This is a genomic window from Rhodococcus sp. NPDC059968 (genome assembly GCF_042738615.1).
Classification (GTDB): domain Bacteria; phylum Actinomycetota; class Actinomycetes; order Mycobacteriales; family Mycobacteriaceae; genus Rhodococcus_F.
In genome coordinates, this window is sequence record NZ_JBHWUE010000001.1 from 409122 (window position 1) to 423984 (window position 14863).

Sequence of the window (14863 nt, forward strand, 5' to 3'; positions counted from 1 at the left end):
CATGACCTCCGAAGGCGCGAAACTCACCCCGCCGGTCGCGAAGAAGGTCCCCACCGAACGCGTCCACCACGGTCACACGTTCGTCGACGAGTACGAGTGGCTGCGCGAGAAGGAAGACGCCGAAGTCGTCGCGTACCTCGAGGCCGAGAACGCGTACACCGAGCAGCAGACCGCGCATCTCGCGCCGCTGCGCGACCAGATCTTCCAGGAGATCAAGTCCCGCACGCAGGAAACCGACATGTCGGTTCCCACCCGCATGGGCGACTGGTGGTACTACGCCCGCACCATCGAGGGTAAGCAGTACGGCGTCCAGTGCCGGGCGCCGATCGCCGGCACCGACGACTGGACCCCGCCGGAGCTGGCTCCAGGTGTCGAACTCACCGATGAGCAGGTCCTGCTCGACGGCAACGCCGAGGCCGAGGGGCACGACTTCTTCTCCATCGGCGCCTTCTCTCTCAGCCACGACGGCACGCTCCTCGCGTACTCGGTCGACGTGGTCGGCGACGAGCGCTACACGCTGCGCTTCAAGAACCTCGTGACCGGCGTACTGCTGCCCGACGAGATCCCCGACACCGCGCCCGGCGCTACCTGGGCCATCGACCACAGTCACGTCTTCTACCTCACCGTCGACGAGTCCTGGCGCCCCGACACCGTGTGGCGGCACAAGCTCGGCACCGACCGCGCGCAGGACGTCACCGTGTTCCACGAGCCGGACGAGCGGTTCTGGGTGTCGGTCGGGTCCACTCGGAGCGAGAAGTACCTCATGATCTGGGTGGGGTCGAAGATCACCAGCGAAGGCTGGGTGCTCGAATCGGAGAATCCCGAGGGCGAGTTCCGGGTGGTGCTGCCGCGACGCGAGGGCGTCGAGTACGGCGTCGAGCACGCGGTCGTCGCGGGGGAAGACCGCTTCCTGATCATGCACAACGACGTCGTCGACGGGGAGAAGGCCGAGAACTTCGTGCTCGCCGACGCCCCGGTGTCCGACCCCACGTCGCAGACCATCCTCATTCCGCACCGCTCCGACGTGCGGTTGGAGGAGGTCGACGCATTCGCCGATCACCTCGTGCTCGGCTACCGCCGGGAAGCGTTGACCCGGCTGGCCATCTGGCCCCTCGGCGAGGGCGGCTACGGCGAGTTCACGGAGATCGCATTCGACGAGGAACTCTTCAGCGTCGGGCTCGGGGCCAACCCGGAGTGGCGGCAGCCGACACTGCGGATGGCGTTCACGTCGTTCATCACGCCCGGCCAGGTCTACGACTACGTGCTGTCGACGGGTGAACTCGCCCTGCGCAAGTCGCAACCCGTGCTCGGCGAATTCGACGCCGGCAACTACGAGCAGCAACGCGACTGGGCCGTCGCCGAGGACGGGACGCGCATCCCGCTCTCGATCGTCCGGCGCAAGACGAACGGCGTCGACGACCCCGCCGCCACCCTCCTCTACGGGTACGGATCGTACGAAGCCAGCATGGATCCCGCGTTCTCCGTCGCGCGGCTGTCCCTGCTCGACCGCGGAGTGGTGTTCGTGGTCGCGCACGTGCGCGGCGGCGGCGAGATGGGCCGGCACTGGTACGAGACCGGCAAGACGCTCACGAAGATGAACACTTTCACCGACTTCGTCTCGAGCGCAAGGCATTTGATCGACACCGGACGCACCACGCCGCAGCAGATGATCGCCGATGGCGGCAGCGCAGGCGGCCTGCTGATGGGTGCGGTGGCGAACCTGGCACCCGAACTGTTCGCCGGCATCCTCGCCAACGTTCCCTTCGTGGACCCGCTGACGTCGATCCTCGACCCCTCACTGCCGCTGACCGTCATCGAATGGGACGAGTGGGGCAACCCGCTCGAGAACCCCGAGGTCTACGAATACATGCGCTCGTACAGCCCGTACGAGAACGTCGAGGCCAAGGACTACCCGGCGATCCTCGCGATCACCAGCATCAACGACACCAGGGTGCTCTACGTCGAACCGGCGAAGTGGGTCGCCAAACTGCGCGCCACCAAGACCGGCGACTCGCCGCTCCTCCTCAAGACGGAGATGAGCGCCGGGCACGGCGGTGTCAGCGGACGCTACGAGAAGTGGAAGGAAGTAGCGTTCGAATTCGCCTGGGTGCTCGACACGATCGGCGAATAGGTACTGCGGCACCCCCGCCGAGGATCCGATCTCGGCGTGTGAAAGGCATCGGTGGGCGGGCGGAAATCGGAGTGTCAGGGGACTTCCGCCTCGCACGGCTCAGATGCAGAAACTGATGCTGGCCGACCCCAGTGGCAGGTTGAGGCAGACGGCGATCGAACCGACTGCCGGGGTCGGTGAGGGTGCAGCCGGTGCGGCGACAGCTGCGGGAGCAGCCAGAGTACCGAGTGACAGGGTCAATGCGATTGCGGCGAGTGTGGTGGCAATTCTGCTAGACATTGTGAAGGTCCTTGACTGAGTTACTGCGAGCCGGAGGTGACTCCTCTACAATCGTCCACCGATGTGATGCAGGTCACAACCCCGGTTCGGGACTTTCTCGTCGCGGTTCGGGTACCGGGTCAATACGGCTGTGCCGCAGTGGCAGTCGGATGTCAGTTCTGGAGCCCGACGGTTCGGCTGTCGCGGTGCCGAGATATGCATTTTCGCGGACGAACCGCATGGGCTCGCTCTCTGCAGGTCAGCGCAGCGCGTACCGGATCTGCGGACGCCCCGCCCTGCCGTACTCGGTGTGCCGGGTGAGCACCCCGTCGTCGGCGAGACGTTCGAGATACCGCCAGGCCGTGACCCGGGAGACCCCGATGCTGGCTGCCACCTCGGCCGCCGTCAGTGGACCGGCAGCGTCGCGGATGCATGCCGAGACGTGGTCGAGTGTCTGCGGTGCAACGCCTTTCGGGGACGCCGCGCGCTCGTCGGAAGTGCGCAGTGCGGACATCGCCCGATCGATGTCGTGCTGACTCAGCGCGTTGCTTCCGGCGGGCAGGGCGTCGCGGAATTCCCGGTACCGCTCGAGTTTGTCGCGGAACGCCGCGAACGTGAACGGCTTCAGCAGATACAAGGCGATTCCGCGCGCCACGGCGGTGCGGACCATCTCGAGGTCGCGGGCCGAGGTCACGGCGATCACGTCGGGACTCGGTCGCACGCCGCTCAGTGCCGCCGCCACGTCGAGGCCGCTGGCATCCGGCAGGCCGATGTCGAGGAGGACGAGGTCGATGGGGTCGTCGCTGCCGTTCGCGGCGGCGACCGCGCGCATGGCGCCGTTGCCGTCGTGAACGACGGTGTGGACCGAAAAACCCGGAATGCGTTCCACATACGCCCGATGCGCCTCGGCGATGAGTGGTTCGTCCTCGACGATCATCACGCGGATCACGAGGCGTCCCCCTCGATCGGGATCTCGACGACGATCATCGATCCGAGCGACGGCTCCGTGTGGATCGTCCCGCCGTGCCGCGCCACCACCTGGGCCACCAACGCCAGTCCGAGCCCGCGCTGACCCGACTTGGTGGAATAGCCGCGCGTGACCGCCTTGTCGAGTTCGTCGGCGGGAATACCGGGGCCGCTGTCGGCCACCCGAACCACCATCATCGAATCCTCCTGACGGACGGTCACTTCCACCCACGCATCCTCTCCGGGGGATTCCGTCGCACCGCGGGCGGCGTCGATCGCGTTGTCCACGAGATTACCCACCAGCGTGACGAGTTCACGCGCACTGAGCGGCGCCACGGGGCCGAGGGCGGTGTCTTCGGTGACGGTCAGGTCGACTCCCCGTTCGGCGGCCACACCCACCTTGCCGAGTAGCAGTGCGGCCAGGGCGGGTTCGTGCACCGCCGTCATCAGGCGGTCGATCAGTTCCTGCGACAACCGCAGATCCTCGGTGGCGAACGCGATCGCGTCGTCGTAGCGGCCCAGTTCGACCATCGTGATGATCGTGTGCAGACGGTTCGCCGATTCGTGGGCCTGCGACCGCAGCGATTCCGCGAATCCGCGCACGGAATCGAGTTCGCCCATGACGCTTTGTAATTCGGTGCGATCGCGCAGGGTCAGCACCGTCCCGAGACGCTGTCCCTCCCACGTCACGGGCTCCCGGCTGACGAGCAGCACGCGATCCGGGGTCACGTGCACCTCGTCCCGGGAATCGTCGTCCTGCGACTGCCGCAGCGACTCCGGCAGCGCGGCCAGCGGGACGGGTCCCTCCGGGAGATCGAGGAGGCGGCGCGCTTCGTCGTTCACCACTTCGGCCTTCGCGGTGTCACCGCTGTCGCGGCCGAGCACCACCAGGCCCTCGCCGATCGAGTGCAGGACGGCGTCGTGATGCTCGTACATCTGCCGCAGCTCGTCCGGCGCCATTCCCAGCGTCTGACGGCGCAGGCGCCGGCTCAGCAGGAACGATCCGGCCGCCGACACCGCCAGACCGATCGCGGCGACCGCGAAGATGGTCGGCAGACTTGCGGCGAACTGGTCGCCGATCTTCTCGCGCGTGACGCCGACGGACACGAGACCCGCGATCCGGTCGCCGTCGTACACCGGGGCCACGGCCCGGATCGACGGTCCCAAGGAACCGGCATACGTCTCGGTGAACGTCTCCCCGCGGAGAGCGCGCTCGATGTTCCCGGAGAACACACCACCGATCAGCTCCGGGTTGGTGTGGGTGAAGCGGATGCCTGCGGGCGTCATCACGACGATGAAATCGGTGCCGGTCGCGGCACGGATCCGCTCGGTCTGGGGTTGGAGCACCGCCGTCGGGTCGGGGGACCGCAAGGCCTCGACGGTGCCGTCCGACAGCGCGAGCGTGGTCGCGACGGCCGTGACGGCACGTCGGGTGGTCTCGTCGCTGTCGCGGCGCTGGTCGACGATGGCCAGCGCGGTCCCGGCGCCGATGACCAGCACCAACACGACGAGCTGCAGGAGGAAGAGCTGCCTCGCGACGCTCATGGGCCCTCTCGGCGGATGGTGCGGCAATGCATTTCTCCTGAACGTAATGAACACAAACTTCTCCAGCCAAGCGATCGCTTAGAAGATTCTTCCAAGACGTGATCGCGGTCACTAACCGGCCTCACCGATCAGCTTGCCACTCGAATTGGAGGACAATCCCATGAGTACTGCGACAGGGAAGACCAAGAAGCGCGACCGGACACACTGGTTGTACATGGGGGTCATCGTCGCCGTCGTCGCGGGCATCCTCGTCGGATGGCTGGCTCCGGGAGTCGGCAAGTCGCTCGGCGTGCTCGGCACGATGTTCGTCGACCTCATCAAGATGATGATCAGCCCGGTCATCTTCTGCACCATCGTGCTCGGCATCGGATCGGTGAAGGCCGCCGCCAAGGTCGGCAAGGTCGGCGGACTCGCCCTCACCTACTTCATCGGCATGTCCACGGTCGCGCTCGGCATCGGTCTGGTGGTCGGGAACCTGCTCAACCCGGGCTCCGGCCTGAACATCAGCGCCGACACCGCGGGCACCGGAGCGGCGCTCGCCGAGAAGGCCCACGGCGCCGGCGGCACCATGGACTTCCTCCAGTCGATCATCCCCACCTCGCTGATGTCGGCGCTGACCGAGGGAAGCGTGCTGCAGACCCTGTTCGTCGCGCTGCTCGTCGGCTTCGGACTGCAGGCCCTCGGCAAGCAGGGTGAGCCGATCCTGCGCGGTGTCGCCTCCGTGCAGAAGCTCGTCTTCAAGATCCTGTCGATGATCCTGTGGCTCGCACCGATCGGGGCCTTCGGTGCCATCGCGAACGTTGTCGGTCAGACCGGTCTCAGCGCCGTCGTTCAGCTCGCCACGCTCATGCTCGGCTTCTACCTCACCTGCCTGATCTTCGTGTTCGGTGTCCTCGGATCCGTGCTCCGCGTCGTCGCAGGCGTCTCGATCTTCAAGCTGGTCAAGTACCTGGCCCGTGAGTACCTGCTGATCTTCGCCACGTCCTCGTCCGAGTCGGCCCTGCCCCGTCTGATCGCGAAGATGGAACACGTCGGCGTCGAGCGCACCACCGTCGGTGTCGTTGTCCCCACCGGCTACTCGTTCAACCTCGACGGCACGGCGATCTACCTGACCATGGCGTCGATCTTCATTGCCGACGCAATGGGCCAGCCGCTGTCCTTCCCCGAGCAGCTGTCGCTGCTGGTGTTCATGATCATCGCGTCCAAGGGTGCTGCCGGAGTCAGCGGCGCCGGGCTCGCCACCCTCGCAGGCGGCCTGCAGAGCCACCGTCCCGAACTGCTCGACGGCGTCGGCCTCATCGTCGGTATCGACCGGTTCATGTCCGAGGCCCGCGCGGTCACGAACTTCTCCGGCAACGCCGTCGCCACCCTGCTCGTCGGTTCCTGGACCAACACGATCGACAACGAGCGCGTCCGCACCGTCCTCGACGGCAAGCTCCCGTTCGACGAGTCGACGATGGTCGACGACGGCCACGGCGAGGTCGTCGAAGAGCAGGTCACCGAGACCCCTGCCGCCGACGAGCCGCGGGTGCTCGTGAAGAGCTGACACCCACTCCGAAGTAAACCTCTGTGCGCCCGGGCGATTCGAAGCCTGGGCGCACAGAGGTTTGTTGGCTACGTTGGTTCGCATGACGACACCTGTTCAGAACATCGGAATCAACACACTCGGCGGCACGCCGACCTCACTCGGCGAATACGACGGTCGCGCCGTCCTCGTCGTGAACGTCGCCTCGAAGTGTGGACTGACCCCGCAGTACAAGGGCCTCGAAAAGCTCGCCACCGACTACGCCGACCGCGGGCTGACCGTGATCGGCGTCCCGTGCAACCAGTTCATGGGTCAAGAGCCCGGCACCGCCGAAGAGATCGAGACCTTCTGCTCCACCACCTACGGCGTCACGTTCCCGTTGCTAGAGAAGATCGAGGTGAACGGTGAGAACCGGCACCCGCTCTACGACGAACTGACCAAGGCCGCCGATGCCGAGGGCGCCGCGGGCGACATCCAGTGGAACTTCGAGAAGTTCCTCGTCGCACCCGACGGCACCGTCGTGAACCGGTTCCGTCCCCGCACCGAGCCCGAGGCACCCGAGGTCGTCGAGGCCATCGAGGCGGTCCTGCCCAAGTAGGCGGCTCCGCCGCTCGTGCGCCTTTCTGGTAGCACCCACTACCGGAAAGGCGCACGAGCTTTGCTCGCCGTTCACGTTCACCTGTCACGCTGGGGCCATGACCGGACAGCTGATCGTGTCGGTGTCAGGAATCAAGGACGAGACACGCGACTTCGCGGCCGCGTTCGCCGAGGAGATGGATGCGCGCGGCGTGCCGCTGTCGCTGCTCGTCGCCCCGCGCCTGAAAGACAAGTATCGACTGGTCAACGACCCCGCGACGCAGGACTGGGTCCGCGCGCGCCGATCCCGAGGCGACGCCGTCGTCCTGCACGGATACGACCAGGCCGCGACCAAACGTCGCCGGGCCGAGTTCGCGTCGCTTCCCGAGCACGAGGCGCGGTTGCGACTGCTCGCGGCGGACCGGGTGATGGAGCAGACCGGACTGCGCACCAGACTGTTCGCTCCTCCCCGCTGGCTGGCGTCGCAGGGCGCTGTCGCGGCTCTGCCGTCCGCCGGGTTCCGGCTGCTGGCGACGATGACCGCCATCCACGACCTCGAACGCGAGACGTCGGTGCGGTCGCGGGTGCTGGGGATCGGTGAGGGATTCCGCGCCGAACCGTGGTGGTGCCGGGCGCTCGTACTCGGCTCCGGACGGACCGCCAGGCGCGGGGGCGTGGTGCGCCTCGCCGTCACCGCCAAGCAACTGGGCACGTCGGGACCGCGGCAGGCGATGCTCGACGCCGTCGACCTCGCGCTCTACCACGACGCGCAACCGCACGTGTACCGCTGGGAGCCGCGGATCCCGCAGATCGGTGCCGCCTGACCCGTGAGTACTTATTAACCGCGGGCGGTTGACAAGTACTCACAGGGCCGTCAGGCCACTTCGATGCTCGACTCGCTCGGCATCGTGCGGAACTCGGTGCCCTCGGGTGCCATGTCCGAGTAGCGGCCGTAGAAGATGCCGGTTGCCTCGTTCGCGATGATCGCCTGGTGGATGGGCACCGCGACCCGCGGTGCGACGGCGCGCAGGTAGTCGATGGCCTCGGAGATCTTCAGCCACGGCGCCGCGGCGGGCAGGGCCAGCACGTCGACCTTCTGTTCCGGGACGAACAGCGAGTCGCCCGGGTGCATCAGCCGGGCGGGGTTGCCGGCGTCGCCGAGCAGGAACGCCGTGTTGTCGATCACGGGGATGTCGGGGTGGATCACCGCGTGCCTGCCGCCGGTGCCGGTGACGTGCACGTCGCCGATGTCGAATTCGTCGCCGGCGTGCACCCCCGTCCACGCGCCGCCGAGTTGGGCCGCGGTCTGCGGGTCGGAGTACAGCGCCGCGCCGGGGTTCGCCTCGACGAGGGCGGGCAGTCGTTGCTGGTCGACGTGGTCGGGGTGCTGGTGGGTGATCAGGATTGCGTCCAGTCCGGTGATGCCCTCGAATCCGTGGGAGAAGTTTCCCGGATCGAAGAGGATGGTGGAACCGTTGAACTCGACGAGGACGCAGCTGTGGCCGAAGTGAGTCAATCGCATGAATTCGAGTATGCGCCTGCGTGCATGGCTCGTCCCGTTCGTCCGATGCGAACCGCAGGCAGGTAGCCCGGTAAACTTCCGGGTGCCCGGTGTTCCACTCTGGGCTCGCGCACAACAACAAGGAGCAGCACGTGGCCCGTGTCGTCGTCGAAGTCATGCCCAAGGCCGAGATTCTCGACCCCCAGGGGCAGGCCATTGTCGGAGCGCTGCCGCGGCTCGGCTTCGCTGGAGTTTCCGATGTCCGTCAGGGCAAGCGGTTCGAGCTCGAGGTCGACGGCAGTGTCGACGACGCTCAGCTCGAGAAGATCGCCGAGGCCCTGCTGGCCAACACGGTGATCGAGAACTGGACCGTGAGGCGCGTCGAAGCATGAGCGCCCGCGTCGGAGTCATCACTTTCCCCGGCACCCTCGACGACGTCGACGCCGCCCGCGCGGTGACCCTCGCCGGCGGCGAGGCCGTGAGCCTGTGGCACGGCGACGCCGACCTCAAGGGTGTCGACGCCGTCATCGTCCCCGGTGGCTTCTCCTACGGCGACTACCTGCGGTGCGGCGCCATCGCCCGGTTCGCGCCCGTCATGGGCAAGGTCGTGCAGGCCGCGCAGGGTGGCATGCCCGTCCTCGGTATCTGCAACGGCTTCCAGGTTCTGTGTGAAGCGGGCCTCCTGCCCGGCGCGCTCACCCGTAACGAAGGCCTGCACTTCATCTGCCGCGACGAGTGGCTGAAGGTCGAGGCCTCGTCGACGGCGTGGACGTCCCGCTACGAGTCGGGTGCCGAGATCCTCATCCCGCTCAAGTCCGGCGAGGGCCGCTACCAGGCGTCGGAGAACGTCCTCGACGAACTCGAGGGTGAGGGCCGCGTCGTGTTCCGCTACGTCGGCGACAACCCGAACGGTTCGCAGCGCGGCATCGCAGGCATCTCCTCGGCCAACGGCCGGGTCGTGGGCCTCATGCCGCACCCCGAGCATGCCACCGAGGCCCTCACCGGCCCCAGCGACGACGGGCTCGGCATGTTCTACTCCGTCCTCGACAGCGTCATCTCCGCCTGAACCGACCGGCACCGTGTGTGGCCGAGGGCCTGCACGGTGCCGGGTCAGACGGCGACGGTTCCCTCGCCGTGCTGTGAGATGCCGCGGCGTTCGGACGCGGTGAGCCCGCCCCAGATTCCGAACGGTTCGGTCACGTTCAGGGCGTGGTCCCGGCATTCGACGAGAACTGGGCAGCGTCGGCAGATCGCTTTCGCGCGACGTTCGCGGTTGCTGCGGGCATTGCCCCGCTCGCCGTCGGGATGAAAGAACACGGACGATTCGACGCCGCGGCACAGGGCGTGTATCTGCCAGTCCCAGGCCTCGGTGTTGGGGTTGGGAAGGCGAGTGGATGACGGCATATCGGCTCCCTCGGAGTGTCGTCGGCACTGAAAAGCGTTGTGGCACACATTCGATCCCTACTTGACGGCGCGGATCACCACGATCTCTTCGCGGGTCTGGCCGGCCTCGATGAGCCCTCGCCGCTCGAGCATGCCTCTGCGTTCGACGAGGACCGGTCCGAAGGGGATCTCGGCGGTCGCGGCGACGTCGACCCGCATGTTCTGTTCCTCGAGCATCGTCAGCGTCTTCTCGACTCCGCTCAGGCTGGACTGTGCCAGCAGCAGGACGCCACCGGCGACCAGAACGTCGGGGGCCTGGCAGCAGATCCGATCGAGCAGTGCGCGACCGTTCTTACCCGCGTCCCAGGCCCGCGCCGGACCGCGGTCGGGCACGGCGTCGACCAGCGCCGGAACGTACGGCGGGTTGGACACGACGACGTCGAACCGTTCCTCGCGAACCTGCTCGATGAGATCTCCGTGAATCACCCGGATCCGGTGTCCTCCGACAAGGGCATTGAGTCTGATGCTGATCGCCGCTCGCCTCGACACGTCCACCGCGGTCACCCGGCCCGCGCCGGCGGCGGCGGCGCGCACGCTCAGCGCGCCGGTCCCCGCGCAGAGGTCGAGTACCCGGGAATGGGGACCGAGAGGCTCCGCCGCCAGGACGTCGGCCAGCAACTGCGTATCGTGTTGCGGGCGATAGACTCCGGGAAGACGTAGCAGCATCGAAAACTCCTCGGTCGCCGGTCGCATCCTGATGCGTCCACGGCATGCCTTTGGGGCTCACCGTGGACGCCGTGCGTCTCATCACTCCACAGTTACCCCGCGGGGCGCAGGGCCAATCACGCCGATGCGCTCCGACCGCCGTGGCACGGGTCGGAAGTCGCGCAGATTCCGAGGTGAACTGGCACGATCGACGGGTGACGTACACCGAGCAGTTGCGTGACCTCGCGGCCCGGCACGGGGTGGCGACGTCGTACCGGGGTTGGGATCAGCAGCGCCACGACGTGCGTGACGACACGCTCCGCACTGTCCTCTCGGCCTTGGGCGTTCCCGCAGGAACGGAAGACGAGGTGCGGCGCGCCCTGTCCGAATGCGACGTGGCACCGTGGCGGCGAATGCTGCCGCCCGTTGTCGTCGGTAGGGACGGATCCGAGACCCGTTTCGTGGTCCACGTTCCGCACGGCGAGTCAGTGGACGTCACGATCGACACGGAGTCGGGCGGGACGGTCCCGGCACGCCAACTCCAGGTGTGGGTCGATCCACGGGAAGTCGACGGCGCCCTGGTCGGCCGCGCGACGTTCGTCGTCCCATCCGACGTTCCGTGCGGGTGGCACACGGTGCGGGCGTCCACCTCGCTCACGTCCTCGTCGTGCACGCTCGTGGTGACACCGGCACGATTGTCGACGTCCGACGCACTGAGCGCCCGCCGACGCTGGGGTGTGCTCACACAGTTGTACTCGATCCGGTCGCGTCGTTCCTGGGGTGTTGGGGACCTCGGCGACCTCGCGGATCTCGCGTCGATCTTCGGTTCCGTTCACGGCGCCGACTACGTTCTGGTCAATCCACTGCATGCCGCGCAGCCCCGGCCACCGATCGAGGCGTCCCCATACCTGCCGACCACCCGCCGCTACGTCAACCCGATGTACATCCGTGTCGAGAACATCCCGGAGACGGCGTACCTCTCGACGCGACGCCATGCGCGGATGCGTGACGCCGCAGCGCGATTCGAGAGGGCGAACGACCGGTCCGACCGGATAGACCGCAACCCGTCGTATCGGGCCAAACTCCGGGTGCTCGAACGGGTCTTCCGGATCGAGCGCAGCCCGAGCAGGCAGCACGCGTTCGAGGAGTTCTGCCGCGTCGAGGGGGACGGACTGCAGGACTTCGCGACCTGGTGTGCGCTCACCGAGAAACTGCCGCCCGGCGACCCGCGATGGACGACGAAGGCCGGTGCGCCCGACAGCGACTGGGTGCAGGCGCAGCGGCGCAAGCTCGCGCCGCGAATCGAGTTCTACTCGTGGCTGCAATGGGTATGCGACGAACAGCTTTCCGACGCACAGGACGCGGCGCGCGCGGCGGGCATGGACATCGGGATCGTGCATGATCTGGCGGTGGGGGTCCAGCGCGGGGGTGCGGACGCGTGGTCGCTGGGAACGGCTCTGGCGGAGGGTATCACCGTCGGCGCTCCTCCCGACGATTTCAATCAGCAGGGTCAGCAATGGAATCAGCCGCCGTGGCGACCGGATCGGCTGGCCGAACTGGGGTACGCCCCGTACCGCGACATGCTGCGCACCGTGCTGAAGCACGCGGGTGGGCTGCGGGTCGATCACATTCTGGGGCTGTTCCGGCTGTGGTGGATCCCCGCCGACGCGGAGTCGCCGGCGGACGGAACGTACGTTTCCTACGACCACGAGGCTCTCGTCGGGATCCTCGCGCTCGAGGCCGAGCGCGCAGGCGCCGTGGTGATCGGCGAAGATCTCGGGGTTTTCGAACCCGCGGTCCAGGACTACCTCGCCGAGCGCGGGATCCTGGGGACCTCGATCCTGTGGTTCGAGCACGACGGCGAGCGGCCGACACCGCCGGAGCAGTACCGGACCCTGTGCCTGACATCCGTTACCACGCACGATCTTCCGCCGACCGCCGGATACCTGGCCGGCGAACACATCGAATTGCGCTCGCGGCTCGGGCTCCTCGAGCGCGACCTCGAACTCGAGAAGGAACACGACGCCCAGCAGCGCGAGGCCGTGCTGCAATTGGCGCGCGACCGCGGGTTGCTCGCCGACGACGCGTCGATACCCGACACCGTGAAAGCGTTGTACCGGCTGATCAACCGCAGTCCGTCGTTGCTGTCGGGTGTCGCTCTCGCCGACCTGGTGGGGGAGTACCGCGTCCAGAATCAGCCGGGCACCGACGAGACCCAGTACTCGAACTGGAAGATTCCCCTCGCCGACGCGTCGGGGCGTGCCGTCCACGTCGAGGACCTGGCGGACGGCGATTTCGGGTTCGTCGACGACGCCGGCTGATCCCGGCCGTCAGGGTGCGAGGGCGCGCATCGCCAGGTCGACGACGGCGTCCGCGTGGTCGTGGGTGAGGGGATGCGCTCCGCTCTGCCAGCGGTAGAACATCGGCGCCATGAACAACTCGAACGCGAGAGCGAGGTCGACGTCGGGCCGCACCTGCCCGGCGTCCTGCGCGGAGCGGAACCGCGCCGCGACGAACTCGAACTGCGGCCGGTAGATCCGCTCGACGATCTGTTCCTGCAGTGCGGGGTCCTGCAGCGATTCGATGGACAGCGCCCGGAACAGCGGTTCGAAATCGGGCGAGGTGAACTCGTCGACTGTGGCCCGCAGGACCAGGCGCATGTCGGCGGCGAGGTCGCCGGTGTCCGGCAGGGCCATGGTCGACCCGCGTTCGACGGTCGGCACCCCCTCCTGGGCGCCGGCCGCGTTCTGTTCGTGCAGGGCGTCCACGACGAGCGCGCCCTTGGACCGCCACCACCGGTAGATGGTCTGTTTCCCGACCTTGGCGCGCGCGGCGATGCCTTCGATGCTGATCGTCCCGTAGGGCTGTTCGCGGATCAGTTCCTGCGTGGCCTGCAGGATCGCGGCACGGGACCGTTCGGAACGGCGGGGATTGTCGGCGGACGGCATGAACGGATCGTAGACCAGACGAGACGTATCGTCTTGACTCAACTTCTGCCATGTGCCAGTCTTGAACGAGACGGACCGTTCCGTATCGGAAAGGATGAAGATGACCCGCTCGCACATCGCCATGGTCAGCATTCCGGCGCCCGGGCATGTCAACCCGAGCCTGGAGATTCTCCGAGAACTCGTTACGCGCGGACACCGCGTGACGTACGCCAACGACGTCGCAGTGAAGGGCGTCGTCGAGAGCGCCGGGGCGGAGTACAAGGAATACGCCTCGACGTTGCCGCGGGTGAACACCGCGGGTGCGACGGAGGAGTTCGAGAAGTCCTGGGACGGCGACACCATCGATCAGCTCACTCTGTTCCAGGCCGAGTACGAGTCGATGCTGCCCCAACTGCGGGCGCTGTACGAGGACGACCGCCCCGACCTGTTCCTCTACGACATCGCGGGAGGCCCCGCCCGCGTCCTCGCCGAGGAATGGGGCGTGCCGATCGTGCAGTTGTCGCCGACGTACGTGGCGTGGGAGGGCTACGAAGACGACATGAAGTCGTTCGTGGACACGATGCGGGCGGACCCACGCGGGGCGGCACTGTACGCGCGGCAAGGGAAGCTGCTGCGGGACAACGGTGTCCAGACGGACCCGGACGAGTTCTACGGCCGCCCGGCCCGGGCGGTCGTACTGATCGCGAAATCGATGCAGCCCAACGCCGACCGGGTGAACGAGGACGTCTACACGTTCGTCGGACCGGCTCTGCCCACCCGGCGACCCGCCGACGGCAGGTGGCAGCGCCCGGCAGACGCGGGCAAAGTGCTGCTCATCTCGCTCGGCACCGCGTTCACCGATCACGCCGACTTCTACCGTCGTTGCATCGAGGCGTTCGGCGACCTCGACGGCTGGCACGTCGTTCTGCAGATCGGGCAGCACGTCGACGTCGCCGAACTCGGGACCGTTTCCGCCAACGTCGAGGTCCACCGGTGGGTGCCCCAGTTCGACATCCTCGGGCAGGCCGACGCGTTCCTCACCCACGCCGGCATGGGCGGGTCCAGTGAGGGAATGTTCACGGGAACCCCGATGATCGCCGCGCCGCAGGCCACCGACCAGTTCGACAACGCCGACGCGCTCGTCGCTGCGGGAGTCGCGGTGCGAGTCGACAGTTCGGACGTGTCGGCAGCCGAGTTGCGGGACGCGCTCGCGCACGTCGACGCCGAGCCGGTCCGGCGCCGCAGCGCGGAGCTCGCCGCCGAGTTGCGTTCTGCGGGTGGAGTGGACGCCGCCGTGAGGGTGATCGAGAAGTTCCTCTGAAGCCGCGAAACGTGTCGGTGGTCAC

General features: G+C 67.4%; 15 protein-coding genes. 8 read left to right on the forward strand and 7 right to left on the reverse strand.

Annotated features, from left to right (window positions below):
* Nucleotide 1 precedes the first annotated feature (1 nt).
* On the forward strand, nt 2–2131 hold the full coding sequence (locus tag ACFWAY_RS01905) for a S9 family peptidase (RefSeq protein ID WP_378509668.1): 2130 nt from the start codon (nt 2–4) through the stop codon (nt 2129–2131).
* A gap of 99 nt (nt 2132–2230) precedes the next feature.
* On the opposite strand, the gene ACFWAY_RS01910 is transcribed toward ACFWAY_RS01905, so the two are convergent.
* The 3 genes from ACFWAY_RS01910 to ACFWAY_RS01920 form a co-directional block, all read right to left on the reverse strand.
* Nucleotides 2231–2410 carry a hypothetical protein gene (locus tag ACFWAY_RS01910; protein WP_015888663.1) on the reverse strand — a complete coding sequence of 60 codons (180 nt, stop codon included), beginning with the start codon at nt 2408–2410 and terminating at the stop codon, nt 2231–2233.
* A gap of 238 nt (nt 2411–2648) precedes the next feature.
* Nucleotides 2649–3338, reverse strand: a complete 690-nt coding sequence (locus ACFWAY_RS01915; protein ID WP_378455765.1) for a response regulator — start codon at nt 3336–3338, stop codon at nt 2649–2651.
* Entirely contained in the window at nt 3335–4900 is a 1566-nt protein-coding gene (locus tag ACFWAY_RS01920) for an ATP-binding protein (RefSeq protein WP_378509669.1), read from the reverse strand. The genes ACFWAY_RS01915 and ACFWAY_RS01920 overlap by 4 nt, the downstream gene beginning before the upstream one ends.
* Nucleotides 4901–5060: 160 nt before the next feature.
* Between ACFWAY_RS01920 and ACFWAY_RS01925 the strand changes: the two genes are divergently transcribed.
* The 3 genes from ACFWAY_RS01925 (at nt 5061) to ACFWAY_RS01935 (ending at nt 7825) form a co-directional block, all read left to right on the forward strand.
* Complete coding sequence (locus tag ACFWAY_RS01925) at nt 5061–6446, forward strand: cation:dicarboxylate symporter family transporter (RefSeq protein WP_378455763.1); 1386 nt, start codon at nt 5061–5063, stop codon at nt 6444–6446.
* Between the two features lie 82 nt (nt 6447–6528).
* Nucleotides 6529–7023, forward strand: a complete 495-nt coding sequence (locus tag ACFWAY_RS01930) for a glutathione peroxidase (RefSeq protein WP_378509670.1) — start codon at nt 6529–6531, stop codon at nt 7021–7023.
* 97 nt (nt 7024–7120) lie between these two features.
* Nucleotides 7121–7825 (forward strand): DUF2334 domain-containing protein, encoded by a 705-nt coding sequence (locus ACFWAY_RS01935; RefSeq protein ID WP_378455761.1) that lies wholly within the window; start codon nt 7121–7123, stop codon nt 7823–7825.
* Nucleotides 7826–7875: 50 nt separating this feature from the next.
* Here ACFWAY_RS01935 and ACFWAY_RS01940 read toward each other — a convergent pair whose 3' ends face one another.
* Nucleotides 7876–8523 (reverse strand): MBL fold metallo-hydrolase, encoded by a 648-nt coding sequence (locus ACFWAY_RS01940; RefSeq protein WP_378455760.1) that lies wholly within the window; start codon nt 8521–8523, stop codon nt 7876–7878.
* Nucleotides 8524–8654: 131 nt separating this feature from the next.
* Here ACFWAY_RS01940 and purS point away from each other — a divergent pair, with 131 nt between their 5' ends.
* Nucleotides 8655–8894, forward strand: coding sequence for a phosphoribosylformylglycinamidine synthase subunit PurS (gene purS / locus ACFWAY_RS01945; RefSeq protein ID WP_378455759.1), 240 nt, complete (start codon nt 8655–8657; stop codon nt 8892–8894).
* Entirely contained in the window at nt 8891–9568 is a 678-nt protein-coding gene (gene purQ, locus ACFWAY_RS01950; protein WP_378455758.1) for a phosphoribosylformylglycinamidine synthase subunit PurQ, read from the forward strand. Before purS ends, purQ begins: the two co-directional genes overlap by 4 nt.
* Before the next feature lie 44 nt (nt 9569–9612).
* Here the strand turns inward: purQ and ACFWAY_RS01955 are convergent, their stop codons facing one another.
* A complete protein-coding gene (locus tag ACFWAY_RS01955) occupies nt 9613–9906 on the reverse strand; it encodes a WhiB family transcriptional regulator (RefSeq protein ID WP_378509671.1) in 294 nt (97 codons plus the stop codon).
* Between the two features lie 57 nt (nt 9907–9963).
* Nucleotides 9964–10611, reverse strand: a complete 648-nt coding sequence (locus ACFWAY_RS01960) for a HemK2/MTQ2 family protein methyltransferase (protein WP_378455756.1) — start codon at nt 10609–10611, stop codon at nt 9964–9966.
* 194 nt (nt 10612–10805) lie between these two features.
* On the opposite strand from ACFWAY_RS01960, the gene malQ reads away from it, so the two are divergent.
* Nucleotides 10806–12911: a 4-alpha-glucanotransferase gene (malQ, locus tag ACFWAY_RS01965; protein ID WP_378509672.1), complete on the forward strand. Its 2106-nt coding sequence runs from the start codon at nt 10806–10808 to the stop codon at nt 12909–12911.
* A 9-nt stretch (nt 12912–12920) separates the two neighbouring features.
* Here malQ and ACFWAY_RS01970 read toward each other — a convergent pair whose 3' ends face one another.
* Nucleotides 12921–13538 (reverse strand): TetR/AcrR family transcriptional regulator, encoded by a 618-nt coding sequence (locus ACFWAY_RS01970; RefSeq protein ID WP_378455754.1) that lies wholly within the window; start codon nt 13536–13538, stop codon nt 12921–12923.
* A gap of 94 nt (nt 13539–13632) precedes the next feature.
* On the opposite strand from ACFWAY_RS01970, the gene ACFWAY_RS01975 reads away from it, so the two are divergent.
* Nucleotides 13633–14838 carry a macrolide family glycosyltransferase gene (locus tag ACFWAY_RS01975; RefSeq protein WP_378509673.1) on the forward strand — a complete coding sequence of 402 codons (1206 nt, stop codon included), beginning with the start codon at nt 13633–13635 and terminating at the stop codon, nt 14836–14838.
* Nucleotides 14839–14863 lie beyond the last annotated feature (25 nt).

Excerpts from the sequence above, each read along its gene's own strand:
- ACFWAY_RS01905 (WP_378509668.1), top strand. The coding sequence starts at position 2 with ATGACCTCCGAAGGCGCGAAACTCACCCCGCCGGTCGCGAAGAAGGTC.
- ACFWAY_RS01910 (WP_015888663.1), bottom strand. The coding sequence starts at position 2,410 with ATGTCTAGCAGAATTGCCACCACACTCGCCGCAATCGCATTGACCCTG.
- ACFWAY_RS01920 (WP_378509669.1), bottom strand. The coding sequence starts at position 4,900 with ATGAGCGTCGCGAGGCAGCTCTTCCTCCTGCAGCTCGTCGTGTTGGTG.
- ACFWAY_RS01925 (WP_378455763.1), top strand. The coding sequence starts at position 5,061 with ATGAGTACTGCGACAGGGAAGACCAAGAAGCGCGACCGGACACACTGG.
- ACFWAY_RS01930 (WP_378509670.1), top strand. The coding sequence starts at position 6,529 with ATGACGACACCTGTTCAGAACATCGGAATCAACACACTCGGCGGCACG.
- ACFWAY_RS01935 (WP_378455761.1), top strand. The coding sequence starts at position 7,121 with ATGACCGGACAGCTGATCGTGTCGGTGTCAGGAATCAAGGACGAGACA.
- ACFWAY_RS01940 (WP_378455760.1), bottom strand. The coding sequence starts at position 8,523 with ATGCGATTGACTCACTTCGGCCACAGCTGCGTCCTCGTCGAGTTCAAC.
- purQ (WP_378455758.1), top strand. The coding sequence starts at position 8,891 with ATGAGCGCCCGCGTCGGAGTCATCACTTTCCCCGGCACCCTCGACGAC.
- ACFWAY_RS01955 (WP_378509671.1), bottom strand. The coding sequence starts at position 9,906 with ATGCCGTCATCCACTCGCCTTCCCAACCCCAACACCGAGGCCTGGGAC.
- ACFWAY_RS01960 (WP_378455756.1), bottom strand. The coding sequence starts at position 10,611 with ATGCTGCTACGTCTTCCCGGAGTCTATCGCCCGCAACACGATACGCAG.
- ACFWAY_RS01970 (WP_378455754.1), bottom strand. The coding sequence starts at position 13,538 with ATGCCGTCCGCCGACAATCCCCGCCGTTCCGAACGGTCCCGTGCCGCG.
- ACFWAY_RS01975 (WP_378509673.1), top strand. The coding sequence starts at position 13,633 with ATGAAGATGACCCGCTCGCACATCGCCATGGTCAGCATTCCGGCGCCC.